The following is a 15,256-nucleotide window of genomic DNA, read 5'->3' as shown; positions in this document are numbered from 1 at the left end:
GATTGTTGCATCACTGCAACATATCCTAACAAACACGTCACATTCGTAAATGCATCGTTTCCATCCTGTCTTCTTGCCCGCAGACAGGCCCCGCCGGGGGGCGAGTATTTTCAAAGGGCTTGTGATGCGTCTCCGTACTTCTTCCGTCTTGCTGCAGACGTCCGTGCTCGCCCTGTGCGCCGCCGGGGCAGCGCCAGCCTTCGCACAGACCGCCGCGCCCGTCAGCGCGCCGCAGACGCAGCAGGGGCCGGCAACGCCCGCGCTTCCGACCGAGCAGGCGCCGTACCAGACCAACCCGGCGACCCCCGGGCAGCCGACGACGCCGCAGGGCGCACCGGTCGCGGCCGATGCCACGCCCGCCGATGCGGCCCCGGCAGCAGCGCCTGCCGATATCGTCGTCACCGGCTCGCGCATCGCACGCCCGACGCTCGATTCGACCATCCCGGTCACGACGCTGACCGCCGCCGAACTGACGCGCACCGGGTCGATCTCGGTCGGCGACGTGCTCAACGACCTGCCATCGATCCGCTCGACCTACAGCCAGGCAAACTCGACGCAGTTCATCGGCACGACCGGGGTCAACTACCTCGATCTGCGCGGCCTTGGGGTCACGCGTACGCTGGTGCTGGTCAACGGCCGCCGTCACATCACGTCTTCGGCCGGCGACTTCCTAGTCGACACCAACACGATCCCGACCGACCTGCTCGACCGCGTCGACGTCGTCACCGGCGGCAGCTCGGCGGTTTACGGGTCGGACGCGATGGCGGGCGTCGTCAACTTCGTGCTCAAGCGGAACTTCAGCGGTGCGTCCCTCAACGCGCAGGCGGGTCTTACCGACCGCGGCGGCAAGGGGACGCAGCGCATCTCGGGGACGTTCGGCCAGAACTTCGCGGACGGGCGCGGCAACATCGCGCTCAACCTCGAATACAACAACACTGAGCTGGTCACCTTTGCGGACCGCGGCGACCTGACCGGCGCGTTCACCGGCCGTAACCAGTTCCAGCAGGTCGACAATCCGTCGCTCGACAACACCGTCCCCGACCGCACTTTCCTGTCCGGCGTCCATAGCTACGGCTATGACAATGGCGGCAACTTCGTCGCCTATAACGGGACCAGCCTGCGCAACTGTTCGGGCGGCGTTGCGGCGGCGTGCCTCGCTAACGGTTTCCCGCGGATCTACGGGTTCAACAGCGACGGCAGCCTGTCCGAGTATAACTACGGGCGCGATTTCCGTCCGGCGGGCAGCAACAACAACCAGGGCGGCTCCGGGGGGATCCTCAACGACCGTGGTACGCTGAACCCCTCGCTTCAGCGGTATGTCGCCAACGTCATCGGTCACTTCGACGTGTCCGAAGCGTTCAAGCCGTTCATCGAAGCGAAGTTCGTGCGCGTCGATGCCTTCAGCCAGGGAACGCCGACGTTCGGCCAGGGCGGCGAGCAGGGCGCCGGTGCGGATGCGGGGACGTATCTCGGATCGGGTGTGCCGATCTTCTTCGATAACGCCTACCTCCAGCCCGGCGCCGCGGCGACGATCCGGTCGCAGCTGCCGGCGGGCGCGACCTTCTTCCGCCTCAACCGCAACAACAACGACCTTGGAACGCGCGACGAGTTCGATCGGCGTGATACGTACCGGTTCGTCGGCGGGGTCGAAGGGACGTTCAACGACGACTGGAAGTACGACGTCTCGGTGAACTACGGCGAATTCCACAGCAATTCGGTCTTCTACAACAACCGCATCGAATCGCGCTTCCAGAAGGCTGCGGATGCCGTGCGCAACGGCGCGGGGCAGATCGTCTGCCGCGTGAATCAGGCCTCGGTGACCGATCCTAGCTGCGTTCCGATCAACCTGTTTGGCGACGGCGCGCCCAGCCAGGCTGCGCTGAACTACGTCAACACCACCTCGACCAGCCGTTCGAAGGCGACCGAACTCGACATCAACGCCAACCTCGTCGGCGACAGCTCGCAGCTGTTCGAGCTGCCGGGCGGACCGGTCAAGTTCGCGATCGGCGGCGAGTATCGTCGCGAGACCGCGTTCCAGGCGTATGACGATACGATCAAGGGCGGTGACACGTTCTTCAACGCTATTCCCGATTTCGCGCCCCCGTCGTTCGAGGTGAAGGAAGCGTACGGCGAAATCGAACTGCCGCTGCTCAAGAACCTGCCGTTCGCACAGGAATTGACGGTCAACGGCGCAGGTCGCGTCGCCGACTACAAGGGCTCCACGGGCACGGTGTTCGCCTATAACGCGGGCGTCATCTACGCGCCGATCCGCGACGTGAAGTTCCGGGTGAACTATTCGCGCTCGGTCCGCGCACCGACGTTGAGCGATCTGTACGCGTCCAACTCGCAAAACTTCGACCAGCTCAACGATCCCTGCGATGTGAACTACATCACCAAGGGCCGCTCGACGCGCGTCGCGAATTGCGCGGCGGCGGGGGTTCCGGCGGGCTTCGTCAACGATATCGCGCGCGCAGGCAGCACCGAGTTCCTCTCGGGCGGCAATCCCAACCTGTCGGCGGAAACGTCGCGCAGCTGGACCTTCGGTGCGATCTTCCAGCCGCGGTACCTGCCCGGCCTGTCGATCACGGCGGACTGGTATGACGTCAAGATCAGCAACATCATCAGCGCGGTCGGGGCGCAGACGATCCTGGATGCCTGCTATGACGGCACCTCGCTCGACAACCAGTTCTGCCGCCTGATCAATCCGCGCCAGGCCAACGGCACGTTCGCGCGCCCGGCGCTGCTGCAGGCGACGGTCAACTATTCGGCCCGCGACGCGCGCGGGCTCGATCTGGACGTTGCCTACAACCACGCGTTCGACGGTTCGAACAAGCTCGCGCTGCGGTTCGTCGGAACCTATGTCGATACCCGCACCGACTATCCGTATCTCGACACGCCGGACCGTCCGGCACGGATCAAGGGGCAGCTCGGCGATCCGGTCTACAACTTCAACGTGTCGGCGGATTACACGCACAAGAACGTCACGCTCGGTTACCAGCTGCGCTACATCGGTCGGCAGACGGTCACCGACTGGGAATCGACGTTCACCACCTACGGCGTGGCCCCGCTCGATCCTTATTATGCGGACCGGACCTTCTTCCCGTCGGTCGTCTATCACGCGATCCGCGCGACGGTCGAAGTCAACAAGCAGTTCCGGCTGTATGGCGGCGTCGACAATCTGACCGACAAGAAGCCGCCGTACGGCCAGCTCGGCATCAGCGACGGTGGCGCGATCTACGACAACGTCGGGCGCTACATGTACGTCGGCGCTTCGGTTAAGCTCTGACACTTGCTTTCGCACCCTTGCGGAAGAACGAAAGGCCCGGCGGTTTGCCGGGCCTTTTTTCTTGATCTGTGCGGCACATCGGCCGCACCCTCTGTCCAGGCGGCGGGACCGGTGGTAGCGCGTGGGATAGCGAAGGAACGGGCGATGCGCCGTCGCGAAGGGGCGGAATGATCGGGTCGGTGCACAGTTCGCTGCTGCTCAGCGGGGTAGGGCTGGCGGTGCTCCTGACGGGAGCGTCGCTGATCCTGTACCGGGGCTTGCGTGCGCGCCGCGAGGCGGCGGCGACCTTTGCCGACAATGCGCGGCTGTCCGCGATGCTGGCGTCCGCCCCCGCGCTCGCGATGATCGTCCGCGCGGATGGCCGGGTCGATTGTCCCGAGCGGCTTGCCGACTGGTTCGGCCTAGCGAGCCCGCCACGCTATCTCAACGATCTGTCGGTGCATGGCGGCGGCATTGCGCCCGAAGACTTCGCGTTGCTCGCGGGCGATGTCGCGGCGGCGCAGAAATCCGGTCGCGCCTTCTCGCGTGCGATCCGCGCGCTGGGCTCCTCGCGCGCGCTGATGATCCGCGGCAGCCGCGCGGCGCGGGACGTGCGCATCTCCGGGGGCGTGATCCTCTGGGTCTTCGACGCAACGGAGAGCGAAGCGGAAATCGCCGGACTGCGCCGCGCCGTCGACGATGCGACGATGCATTATGACGAACTTAGCGGGATCATCCAGGCTGCGCCGATGCCGATGTGGTATCGCGGGTCGGACCTGCGGCTGGCGATGGTCAACTCGCATTATGTCGATGCGGTCGAGGGCGTCTCGCCCGAGGACGTCGTCCAGCGCGGGCTTGAGCTGGTCGAAGGGTCGGGCGTCGGCGGACCGCTGGCGAGCGCGGTGCTCGCGCGCGATGCGCAGGCAATCCAGACGCAGGCGCTCCCCGCGACGATCCGCGGAGAGCGGCGGATGCTGCGGGTATATGACGCGCCGCTGTCGACCGGCGGGGTCGCCGGCTTCGCGATCGACATCGAGGATCTCGAACAGGCGCGCGCGCAGCTCAAGCGCTTCGACGACGCGCAGCGCGCGATGCTCGATCGCGTCTCGGCGGCGGTGGTGCAGTTCGGCGCGGACCGGGCGCTCGTCTTCTGCAACCAGCCGTTCCGCCGGATCTTCGCGATGAAGCCCGAATGGCTGGCGGACCGCCCCGAGTTCGACCGCGTGCTCGAGCGGATGCGCGAGGCGTCCAGGCTCCCCGAAGTGCGCGACTTCCCCGGCTGGAAGGCAGAGCGGCGCGACTGGTTCCTCGCGGCGGGGGGCGCGATCGAGGAGGAATGGCATATTCCCGGCGGGGTCCATCTGCGCGTCGTGGCGCAGCCCTTGCCCGACGGTGGCCTGCTGTTGATCTTCGAGGATCGTACCGAGCAGGTCCAGCTCGCCAGCGCGCGGGACACGCTGCTGCGCGTCCGCACCGCGACGTTCGAGAATCTGTACGAGGCGCTCGGCGTCTTCGCGGCGGATGGACGGCTGCAATTGTGGAACAACAAGTTCCGTACGCTGTGGGGGTTCGAGGAAGCCTTCCTCGCCACGCACCCGCGCGTCGACGTGCTGGCGGAGGCCGCCGCGAAACAGCTTGCCAACCCGTCGCGGTCGACCCTCATCGGCGACCTCGTCCGCGCCGCGACGGTCGAGCGGCAGCAGCGCGCGGGGCGCGTCGCCTTCGCCGATGGCCGCCATTATGAATTCGCCGCGGTTCCGCTCCCGGACGGCAACGGTCTGTTCACGATGCTCGACATCTCGGACAGCCGCCGGATCGAACGCGCGCTGCGCGACCGCAACGAGGCGCTGGAGGCGGCGGACCGGATCAAGACCGCATTCGTCGCGACGATGAGCTACGAACTCCGCACGCCTTTGACGTCGATCAGCGGGTTCGCCGAAATGCTCAACGAGGGCTATGCCGGGAAGCTCAGCAAGGCGGCGGAAGGCTATGTCGAGGCGATCCTCGAATCGGTCGAGCGGCTCGGGATGCTGGTCGACGAAGTGCTCGACCTGACGCAGGCCGAAGGCGGGACCGCGGTGCTCGACAAGCGCGACGTCGACCTCACCGTCACCGCGCAGGCCGCCGCCGCGTCGGTCGCGCCGCTCGTCGCCAAGCGCAAGCTTGATTTCGCGGTCGAGCTGCAGCCGTCGATCGGGCATGTGTTCGGCGATGCGCGGCGGCTCCAGCAAATGATCGAGCATCTGTTGCGCCACGCGGTCGCGGGAACGCGCGAGGGCGGGCGGATCCTGCTGCATGTCGATGGGACCGCGGGCGCGGTACGGCTGATCGTTTCGGATGACGGGATCGGGATGAGCCAGCAGATGGTCGCGCGCGCGTTCGACCGGTTCGGGCAGCCCGGCATCACGCGCAACGGCGAGCGCGCGCTGGGGCTCGGTTTGCCGCTCGCGCGGCAGTTCGCCGAAGGGCATGGCGGGACGATTGCCTTGGTGTCCGAGCCGGGTGAGGGCACGCTGATCACGGTGACGTTGCCGCGCCGCTGACTTGTGCGAGGCGGGCTATGCGCATAGGTTCTGCGCATAGCGGGAGGTCGGGATGGCGCGGGTTCGGGAAGATCGTACGGCGTTTCGCCGCCCCACCAACGTGACGCTCGACGAGCAGCTCGTTGCGGCGGCGAAGGACCTCGGCATCAATCTGTCGCGCGCCTGCGAACAGGGCTTGAGCGACGCGGTCAGCGCCGAGCGCATCCGCCGGTGGCAGGAGGACAATCGCGAGGCGCTGGAGGCAGCCAATGCCTATGTTGCTGAATATGGATTGCCGCTCGCCAAATACCGGATGTTCTGATGGTCCGGTTCGACGTGTATCGCGGCGCAGCGGGGCAGGGCTATCTGCTCGATTGCCAGACGGACTATCTCTCCGGCCTCAACACCCGGCTCACGGTGCCGCTGTTCCTGCGAGAGAATTTCCCGCGCTATGCTGCACGGCTCAATCCGGTGTTCCAGGTCGAGGGGAATGCCGTCGTCATGCTCACGCAATATGCGTCGGCGATCGAGACGCGCCATCTCGGCGAGCATGTGGCGTCCCTCGCCGATCAACAGGATACGATCATGAATGCGCTCGACATGCTGCTGACGGGGTATTGAGATGATCCTTGCCGATCCCGCCGCGACCGAGGCGCTGGGCGCTCGGCTCTCCGCGCTTGCCCGGCCGGGCGACGTGGTGACGCTCGCCGGGCCGCTCGGCGCGGGGAAGACGAGCATCGCGCGCGGGTTGCTCGCGGCGCTCGGGCTTGCGGGGGAGGCACCGTCGCCGAGCTTCGCGATCGTCCAGCCGTATGCGCCGCCCGAAGTGCGATTTCCGGTGCTCCACGTCGACCTGTACCGGATCGACGATGCGGGCGAACTCGACGAACTCGGGCTCGACGAGGCCGAAGGCGATTCGCTGTTGCTGATCGAATGGCCCGAACGCGCCCCCGGCTATTGGCCGAACGCGCTGCAACTGACGCTGGCGATGGCGGAAGACGGCGGGCGTCGCTTGACAGCCGGCGTCCCGCCGGGCTGGAGAGAGCGATGGCAGCAGATATGACTCCCCCCGTCGCCGCAGCGGCGTTCCTCGCGGCGCACGGCTGGCCCGACGCCCGGATCGAACCGGTGGCGGGCGACGCATCGTTCCGGCGTTATTTCCGTGTGATCGATGGCACGCGCAGCGCGATCCTGATGGACGCGCCGCCGCCGCAGGAAGATCCGCGCCCGTTCATCGAGATCGCGCGCTGGTTGACCGGGCGCGGGTTCGCCGCGCCGGAGATCCATGCGACCGACCTCGACACCGGGCTCGTCCTGCTTGAGGATTTCGGCGACGTGCGAATGCGCGAGACGGTCGACGCCGCGCCCGAGCGCGAGGCGCGCTGTATCGCTCGGCGATCGACACGCTGGTGCGACTGCAGCAGGAGGAGGCGGCACCGGTGCCGCGCTACGACCTCGAAGTGCTCCACCGCGAGGCCAATCTGCTGACCGAATGGTATTGCCCGGCGATCGGCGTCACGCCGGATCAGGCCGCGTATGACGCGGCATGGGATGCGGTTCTGGGTACGACGTTGCACGGCACGATGGTCACGGTGCTGCGCGATTATCATGCCGAGAACCTGATGTTGCTGGGCGAGGGCGACTCGCTCGGCCTGCTCGATTTCCAGGACGCGCTGGCTGGGCATCCCGCCTATGATCTCGTCTCGCTGCTGCAGGATGCGCGGCGCGACGTCGATCCCGCGGTCGAGACGGCGATGCTGGATCATTACCGCGCAGCAGCCGATCCGGACGACGCTTTCGACGTCGCCTACCACGTCCTCGGCGCGCAGCGGAACGCCAAGATCGTCGGCATCTTCACGCGGCTGTGGCAACGCGACGGCAAGCCGCGCTACGCCGCCTTGTGCCCGCGCGTCTGGCGCTATCTCGAGCGCGATCTTGCGCATCCCGCGCTTGCCCCGGTCAAGGCGTGGTTCGACGCGACGATCCCGCCCGATCTGCGCGGAAACCCGATGGAGATCGCCGCGTGATCGACCCCAAGCGCACGCTGCATATCCGGCCCGATCCGGGGGGCACGGTGCCGAAGACCGCGATGGTGATGGCCGCAGGGCTCGGCAAGCGCATGCGTCCGCTCACCGCGACGCGCCCGAAACCGCTGGTCGTGGTGAACGGCCGCGCGCTGATCGACCATGTGTTCGACCGGCTTCGGGCGAGCGGGATCGAGCGCGCGGTGGTCAACGTCCATTATCTCGCCGACACGCTCGAGGCGCATCTGCGCAACCGCGTCGACGGGATCGACGTCGTCGTGTCGGACGAGCGCAAGCAGTTGATGGAGACGGGCGGCGGGATCGTCCAGGCGCGCGACCTGATCGGGGACGCGCCGTTCCTCGTCGTCAACAGCGACAATCTGTGGGTCGATGGCCCGTCCGATGCGATCCGGATGCTCGCCGCGGCATGGGACGATGCGAAGATGGACGCGCTGCTCCTCCTCGTTCCGCTCGCGCGCGCGAACCATCATGCCGGGGAGGGCGATTTCCGGTTGGCAGCAGACGGGCGGATCACCGGGCGGCGCCAGCCGGGCAAGCTCGCGCCGTTCGTCTATACCGGGGTCCAGATCCTGTCGCCGCGCGTGATCGCGGACTGGCCCGAGGGGCCGTTCTCCACGATGCTGTTCTGGGAACGCGCGATCGCGGCGGGGCGCGCTTACGGGATGGTGCATCAGGGGCTGTGGTTCGATGTCGGCACCCCCGCCGCGGTCGGCAAGACCGAGGCGATGCTCGCGGATGGCTGAGTCCGTCCGGCCCACGATCTTCACGATACCTGCCCACCGTGCGTTTGCCGATGCGCTGGCGGCGGGGCTGATCCGCCAATTTGGGGGCGACGATCTGGGTCTCGCGCGCGGGCTGGTGTTGCTCCCCAACAACCGCGCCAAGCGCGCGCTGACCGATGCGTTCGTCCGCGCGAGCGACGGCGGGCTGTTGTTACCGCGGATGGTCGCGATCGGCGATCCCGCGCTCGACGAGGGCGTGGGCGCTGCGCTCGATCCGGCGGATTCGGCCGAGCCGATTCCGCCCGCGGTCGAGCCGCTCCAGCGGCGGATGATCCTCGCGCGCCTGATCACCGAGGAACGCGCGCGGGGCGGGCAACCGGTCGATGCGGCGGAAGCGGTGCGGCTCGCGGGCGATCTCGCGCGGACGCTCGACCAGTTGCTGGTCGAGGATGTCGCGCCGATCCGGTTGCGGCAGATCGAGCTCAACGAGGCGATGTCGGCGCATTGGGAACGCGCGCTTGCGCTGTTCGAGATCGTGCTGGATCGCTGGCCGGGGGAATTGGCGCGGATCGGGCGGATCGATCTCGCGGACCGCCGCGCGCGATTGCTGCGGCGGCTGGCGGAACGCTGGGACGCTGCGCCCCCGCCGGGGTTCGTCTGCGCGGCGGGGATCACCGACAGCGCGCCCGCGGTGGCGCGGTTGCTGCGCTGCGTCGCGGATAGCCCGCGCGGGATGGTCGTGCTCGCGGATCTCGCGATCGCGATGGACGAGGACGAGTGGCAGGCGCTCGGACCGCACCGGTTCGATCCCGACAGCGGAATGACGCGGCGCTCGATCGAGACGCATCCGCAATTTCATTTGAAACTGTTGCTCGAACGGATGAGCGTCAACCGCACCGAAGTCCGCCAGTGGCGCGACGGGAGCGATCATGACGCGACGGTGGCGCGCGGCAAGGCGGTCGCCAATGCGCTCGCGGCGGCGGATGCGACCGCGCGGTGGAGCGACCTGCCCGCGGAACAGCGGCGGTTGGGCGGGATCACCGCCGCCGAACTCGCGACGCCGGGGGAAGAAGCGCAGGCGATCGCGCTCGCGTTGCGCGAAGTTGCGGAGACGCCCGGGCGGACGGCGGCGCTGGTCACGCCCGACCGTGGGCTGGCGCGGCGGGTGTCGGCGCATTGCAAGCGGTGGGACATTACGGTCGACGATTCGGCGGGGCGACCGTTGTCGATTCTGCCGCCGGGGACGTTGCTCACCGCGCTGGCCGAGGCCGCGACGCAGCGGTTCGCGCCGCTCGCGTTGCTGACGTTGCTCAAGCATCCGCTGGTGCGCTCGGGGCCCGAGCGGACGGTGTGGCTGGATGGCGTGCGCGCGCTCGACCGGGTGCTGCGCGGGCCGCGTCCGGCGGCGGGGCTGGCGGGGATCGATGCGCATTTGCGCGTTGCGCGGCATGCTGGCGATGCGACCGCCTGGTGGCCCGAGGCGCGTGCTTTGCTCGAGCCGCTCGAGCCGTTGTTCGCGCGCGATGCGCCGCTTGCCGCGCTGATCGCGGGGCTGCGCGAGACCGCGCAGGCGCTGTGTGGCGACGCCTTGTGGGCGGGGCCGAACGGGCGCGCTGCTGCGGAATTGCTGCGCAGCATCGAGGATCATGCTGCAGAGGGTCCGGCGCTGGTCGACCCTGCGAGCCTCGCGCCGTTGCTGACGACGTTGATGGCCGAGGTCGCGGTGCGCGCGCAGCAGGGCGGGCATCCGCGGATCGCGATCTACGGGTTGATCGAGGCGCGGCTGCAGACTGCGGACGTGATGATCCTCGGCGGTCTCAACGAGGGAACGTGGCCGGGTCTGCCCGCGCCCGACCCGTGGCTTGCGCCGCGGATCCGGATCGTGCTCGGGCTTCCGGGACTCGACCGTGGCGTCGGCATGGCGGCGCACGATCTCGCGCAGGCGCTCGGCGCGCCCAGCGCGCTGATCACGCGCGCGCGTCGCGGCGGGACGCAGCCTGCGATCGCGTCACGCTTCTGGCTGCGGTTACAGGCGCTCGCGGGCGAGCGGTTCGAGCGTGCGGCCGCACTGGAAGGCTGGGTGCGCGCGCTTGACGATCCGGGCGAGTATCTTCCCGCCGAGCGCCCGGTCCCGGTGCCGCCCGCGGAACGCCGCCCGACGACGATTGCGGTGACCGACGTCGGCCGGCTCAAGGCCGATCCCTACGCCTTCTACGCCAAGCGCATCCTCGGGCTGACCCAGCTCGACCCGGTCGACGCCGATCCGAGCGCCGCGTGGCGCGGGACTGCGGTGCATGCGATCCTCGAGCAATGGGCGCGCGAGGACAAGTGCGCGCTCGACACGCTTCACGGTCGCGCGCTCGCGATGTTCGACGGGGCGCATCCGATGCAGCGTGCGCTCTGGCGACCGCGGTTGATGGAGGCGATCGGCTGGATCGTCGCCGAGATGGGCAAGCAGGCGGATGCCGGTCGCGTCGTGCTCGATGTCGAGCAATCGGGCACCGTGCCGGTCGCGGGCGTGACGCTGACCGGCAAGTTCGACCGGATCGACCGCAATCCCGACGGGACGCTTGCGATCATCGATTACAAGACCGGCAAGGCGCCGTCGGCGGCGGCGGTGCGCGAGGGGTTCAGCCTGCAGCTCGGGCTGCTCGGGCTGATCGCGGAGCGCGGCGGGTTCAAGGATATCGCGGGGATCGCGCGCGGGTTCGAATATTGGTCGCTGACCAAGAATGGCGATGCGTTCGGCAAGGTGTCGTCGCCGGTCGATCCGGCGGGGAAGCTCGACAAGGTGCTGCCCGAGGATTTCGTCGCGCTGGCGACACGGCATTTCAGCGACGCGGCGGGGGAATGGCTGACGGGCATGCGCGGGTTCGAGGCGAAGCTGCACCCGGACTATGCGCCGTTTGCGGAGTACGACCAGTTGATGCGGCGGGACGAATGGTATGGGCGTGAATAGTCGCGGGGCGCGTCCGATCGCCTACTCCTGTCCGTTCGTTTCGAGCGAAGTCAAGAAACCTGCGCTGTGCCCGGTTTCTCGACTTCGCTCGAAACGAACGGTTGGGGGCAGGGAGGCTTTCCCCATGAACGCTTCCCCGGCGAAGGCCGGGGCCCAGTCGCGGTGGGCGATGTTGGGCGACGCTGCCCTGTCCAACAACCCGCTCGCTACTGGGCCCCGGCCTTCGCCGGGGAAGAAGTTTCTCGCCGTTGAATGGCTGGGCCCAGAGCGGAGCGCGCCGCAATGAGTGAACCCAAAGGCCACCGCCCGCTCCCGATCCTTAAAGACGCGCAGGCGCGCGCGAGCGATCCCGAGGGGCATGTCTGGCTGTCCGCCTCGGCCGGCACCGGCAAGACACAGGTGCTCACCGCGCGCGTCTATCGCTTGTTGCTGCGCGGGGTCGATCCCGCCGCGATCCTGTGCCTGACCTTTACCAAGGCGGGCGCGGCCGAAATGGCGGGGCGGATCGGTGACCGGCTCGCGGCGTGGGTGCGGATGCCCGACCCCGATCTCGCGCGCGATCTCCATGCGCTCGGCGAAGACCCGTCGCCTGCGCTCAAGCAACGCGCGCGGACGCTGTTCGCGCGGGTGCTCGATGCGCCCGGCGGCGGGATCCGCATCCAGACGATCCACGGCTTCTGCCAGAGCCTTTTGTCGGGCTTCCCGGTCGAGGCGGGGCTGGTTCCCGGCTTCCGCCCGATCGAAGCGCGCGAGGAAGCGGTGATGGCCCGCGACGCGCTCGCCGAGATGCTCGTCGCGGCGGAGACCCAGGGGCGCGAACAGACCATCACCACCGTCGGCGCGCTGAGCCTGCGGCTGGGTGAGGGCGAGGCGGAACGCTTCCTGCTCGCCTGCGCGCGCGCGCCTGCCGCGATGGCGGAGCTGCCCGGCGGGGAGGGCGTCCGCCCGTTCATTCGCCGCGCGCTCGATCTGCCGACCGGCGATATCGAGGGCGCGATCTGCGACGCGTGCAGCGACAGCGAATTCGACGTCGACAGCGTCGCGCGGCTTGCGGCGGCGAACCGCGCGTGGGGGACCTCGACCGGTGGCAACCATGCCGACATCGCCGAATGCTGGGTCGAGGCGACGCCGGAGATGCGCGCGCGGATGCTCGGCGACCTGATCGGCGTGCCGTTCACCGCCAAGCGCGAACCGCGCAAATATTCGCCCAAGCTGACTGCCGCGGACGAGGATTATGCCGGGATCGCGATCGAGGTCGGCGAGGCCTGCGCCGCCTTGCTGGGCCTGCGCGAACGCGCCGCCTACGCCGACCTGCTCGCCGATGCGCTGGTCGTCGGGCGCGATTATGCCGCGACTTATGACCGCGCGAAGCGCCGCCTCGGCGCAGTCGATTTCGACGATCTGATCCGCGCGACGATCCTGCTGCTGCAACAGCCCGGCATGGGCGAATGGGTCCGCTACAAGCTCGACCAAGCGACCGAGCATGTCCTGATCGACGAGGCGCAGGACACCAATCCCGAACAATGGGCGATCATCCGCGCGCTCGCCGAGGAATTCTTCGCGGGCGACGGCAGCCACGGCGAGCGCGTCCGCACGCTGTTCACGGTCGGCGACTTCAAGCAGGCGATCTTCGGCTTCCAGGGCACCGACCCGAAATATTTCGGTGCGGCCGAGCTCGATTTCGGGCGGCGCGCGGAGGCCGCTTGGGAGGCGGATAGCGAGGAACGCCAGCGCACCGGCGTGATGCGCGCGCGACCGTGGCACCGGCTGTCGCTGACGCAATCGTTCCGCTCTACCCGGCCCGTGCTCGAATTCGTCGACGCGGCGATCGAGCTGCTCCCCGAACCCGGTCTCGGCCTGTTCGTCGAGGCCGAACGCCATGCGAGCGAAGTGCCAGGCCCCGGCACCGTCAGCCTGTGGCCGCTGGTCGTCGCGGGCGGGAGCGATGAGGATGAGGAAAGCTGGGTCAGCGATTCGACCCGCGCGCTCGCGATCCAGATCGCGCGGACGCTCAAGGGCTGGGTCGGCACGCTGATGCTCGAGAGCAAGGGGCGGACGCTGCGGCCCGAGGATATCATGATCCTCGTCAAGCGGCGCGGCGAACTCGCATCGCTGATCGTCGCGCGGCTGTATGCCGAGGGCGTGCCGGTTGCGGGCGTCGACCGGTTGCGGCTTAACGCGCCGCTGTCGGTGCAGGATCTGCTCGCCGCGATCCGCTTCGTGCTCCAGCCGGAGGACGACCTGTCGCTCGCGTCGCTGCTGGTGTCGCCGCTGATCGGGTGGAGCCAGGAGCGGCTGATGCACGCAGCACCCAAGCGCGCGGTCAGCCTGTGGCGGCATATCGCGCGCAACGAACCGCGCGGCGATCTGGCGGCGCTGTATGCGATGCTCGACCGCGCCGACATTGCGACGCCGTATCAGTTTCTCGAGGAACTGCTGTCGGGGCCACTTGGCGGGCGGCGCAAGCTGTTGCGGCGGCTGGGGCAGGAAGCGCGCGATCCGATCGAGGAACTGCTTAGCGCGGCGCTCGACTTCGAATCACTCGGCACGCCGTCGTTGCAGCGCTTCCTCGACTGGTTCGATCGTGGCGAGGTCGAGATCAAGCGCGATCCGTCCGCGCCGCTGGATGCGGTGCGCGTGATGACCGCGCATGGGGCGAAGGGATTGCAGGCGCCTTTGGTGATCCTAGCGGATGCGGCGGTCGATCCGACCCGCTCGCCGCGCGCGACGCTCAAGTGGCAGGCGGGGGAGATGGCGGCGGCGCTGCCGATCATCCGTCCGCGCAAGGGCGAGGCGACCGGGCCGCTCGCGGTGCTGGTCGACGAGGCGGCGGCGCGCGATCTGGAGGAGCATTGGCGGCTGTTCTATGTCGCGGCGACGCGCGCGGAGGAACGGCTGGTGATCGCCGGGTCGGTCGGGCCGAGCGCGAAAGGCGTTGCGCCCGAGGCTAGTTGGTATGCCGCCGCGGACCGCGCGTTGACCGCGCTCGGTTTCCCCGCCGAGACCGCGCCGCGCGATTTCATCGGCCACGCGCCGCAGAAGCCGGTGCCGCTTGCGGGCGCGCGGGCAGGCGGCGTGCGCGCGCCCGATCCGGTGCCCGACTGGGCGTTGCGCGTCGCGCCGGTCGAATCGCGCCCGCCGCGTCCGCTCGCGCCGTCGTCGCTCGGCGACGATGCGGTGGCGGATGCGCCGCCGACCCCGGCGATGCGCGATGCGGCGGAACGCGGGCGGCTGATCCACGCGTTGTTCGAGCGGTTGCCGCCGGTTGCGCCGCAGGACCGCGGGTTGGCGGCGGATCGCTGGTTGGAGCGCAGCGGTGCGGTCGCCGATCCTGCCGCGCGCGCGGCGATTGCCGCACCGGTGCTCGCGGTGCTCGACGATCCGCGACTGGCGGACGCGTTCGGGGAGCGGTCGCTCGCCGAGGCGCCGATCGCGGCGGTGTTGCCCGACGGGTTCGTCGTGTCGGGCACGGTCGACCGATTGCTGGTCGAGCCCGACCGGATCCGCATCGTCGACTTCAAGACCGGGCGCAGCGTGCCCGCGACCGAAGGCGATATCCCGCCCTATCATATCAAGCAGATGGCGGCCTATGCGGCGGCGCTCGGGGTGATCTTCCCTGGGCGGGCGATCGAGGCGGCGCTGCTCTATACGAGCGGGCCGGTATTGCATCTGTTGTCGGCGCAGGCATTGGCAGCGAACAAGCCCGGCTTTGCGGATGCGGAGCAAAGCTAGGCTTCGTGCGC

General features: G+C 68.7%; 8 protein-coding genes and 1 pseudogene. All 9 read left to right on the top strand.

Annotated features, from left to right (window positions below; all coding sequences use genetic code 11):
• Window positions 1-124 precede the first annotated feature (124 nt).
• Window positions 125-3,286 (top strand): TonB-dependent receptor domain-containing protein, encoded by a 3,162-nt coding sequence (locus RI03_RS11060; protein ID WP_010217364.1) that lies wholly within the window; start codon window positions 125-127, stop codon window positions 3,284-3,286.
• 167 nt (window positions 3,287-3,453) lie between these two features.
• Window positions 3,454-5,808 carry a sensor histidine kinase gene (locus tag RI03_RS11055; RefSeq protein ID WP_010217362.1) on the top strand — a complete coding sequence of 785 codons (2,355 nt, stop codon included), beginning with the start codon at window positions 3,454-3,456 and terminating at the stop codon, window positions 5,806-5,808.
• 52 nt (window positions 5,809-5,860) lie between these two features.
• A complete protein-coding gene (locus RI03_RS11050) occupies window positions 5,861-6,109 on the top strand; it encodes a type II toxin-antitoxin system CcdA family antitoxin (protein WP_010217361.1) in 249 nt (82 codons plus the stop codon).
• Complete coding sequence (locus tag RI03_RS11045) at window positions 6,109-6,408, top strand: CcdB family protein (protein ID WP_010217360.1); 300 nt, start codon at window positions 6,109-6,111, stop codon at window positions 6,406-6,408. The genes RI03_RS11050 and RI03_RS11045 overlap by 1 nt, the downstream gene beginning before the upstream one ends.
• Before the next feature lies 1 nt (window position 6,409).
• Complete coding sequence (tsaE, locus tag RI03_RS11040; RefSeq protein ID WP_010217359.1) at window positions 6,410-6,850, top strand: tRNA (adenosine(37)-N6)-threonylcarbamoyltransferase complex ATPase subunit type 1 TsaE; 441 nt, start codon at window positions 6,410-6,412, stop codon at window positions 6,848-6,850.
• Window positions 6,847-7,814, top strand: a pseudogene (locus RI03_RS11035) (aminoglycoside phosphotransferase family protein). Before tsaE ends, RI03_RS11035 begins: the two are co-directional and overlap by 4 nt.
• Window positions 7,811-8,575: a nucleotidyltransferase family protein gene (locus RI03_RS11030; protein WP_010217356.1), complete on the top strand. Its 765-nt coding sequence runs from the start codon at window positions 7,811-7,813 to the stop codon at window positions 8,573-8,575. The pseudogene RI03_RS11035 and the gene RI03_RS11030 overlap by 4 nt, the downstream one beginning before the upstream one ends.
• Window positions 8,568-11,513 (top strand): double-strand break repair protein AddB, encoded by a 2,946-nt coding sequence (gene addB, locus RI03_RS11025; protein ID WP_010217355.1) that lies wholly within the window; start codon window positions 8,568-8,570, stop codon window positions 11,511-11,513. The genes RI03_RS11030 and addB overlap by 8 nt, the downstream gene beginning before the upstream one ends.
• Window positions 11,514-11,795: 282 nt before the next feature.
• Window positions 11,796-15,245 (top strand): double-strand break repair helicase AddA, encoded by a 3,450-nt coding sequence (gene addA, locus RI03_RS11020; protein WP_010217352.1) that lies wholly within the window; start codon window positions 11,796-11,798, stop codon window positions 15,243-15,245.
• Window positions 15,246-15,256 lie beyond the last annotated feature (11 nt).

Origin of the sequence: Sphingomonas sp. PAMC 26621 (assembly GCF_000251145.1) — a bacterium.
In the GTDB taxonomy this organism is placed as follows: domain Bacteria; phylum Pseudomonadota; class Alphaproteobacteria; order Sphingomonadales; family Sphingomonadaceae; genus Sphingomonas.
Note: the sequence above shows the minus strand (reverse complement) of the source record. Positions and strands in the feature narration are given on the sequence as shown.

What these genes read in the sequence shown, in the direction of transcription:
- RI03_RS11060 (WP_010217364.1), top strand. Translation starts at nt 125, where the DNA reads ATGCGTCTCCGTACTTCTTCCGTCTTGCTGCAGACGTCCGTGCTCGCC.
- RI03_RS11055 (WP_010217362.1), top strand. Translation starts at nt 3,454, where the DNA reads ATGATCGGGTCGGTGCACAGTTCGCTGCTGCTCAGCGGGGTAGGGCTG.
- RI03_RS11050 (WP_010217361.1), top strand. Translation starts at nt 5,861, where the DNA reads ATGGCGCGGGTTCGGGAAGATCGTACGGCGTTTCGCCGCCCCACCAAC.
- RI03_RS11045 (WP_010217360.1), top strand. Translation starts at nt 6,109, where the DNA reads ATGGTCCGGTTCGACGTGTATCGCGGCGCAGCGGGGCAGGGCTATCTG.
- tsaE (WP_010217359.1), top strand. Translation starts at nt 6,410, where the DNA reads ATGATCCTTGCCGATCCCGCCGCGACCGAGGCGCTGGGCGCTCGGCTC.
- addB (WP_010217355.1), top strand. Translation starts at nt 8,568, where the DNA reads ATGGCTGAGTCCGTCCGGCCCACGATCTTCACGATACCTGCCCACCGT.
- addA (WP_010217352.1), top strand. Translation starts at nt 11,796, where the DNA reads ATGAGTGAACCCAAAGGCCACCGCCCGCTCCCGATCCTTAAAGACGCG.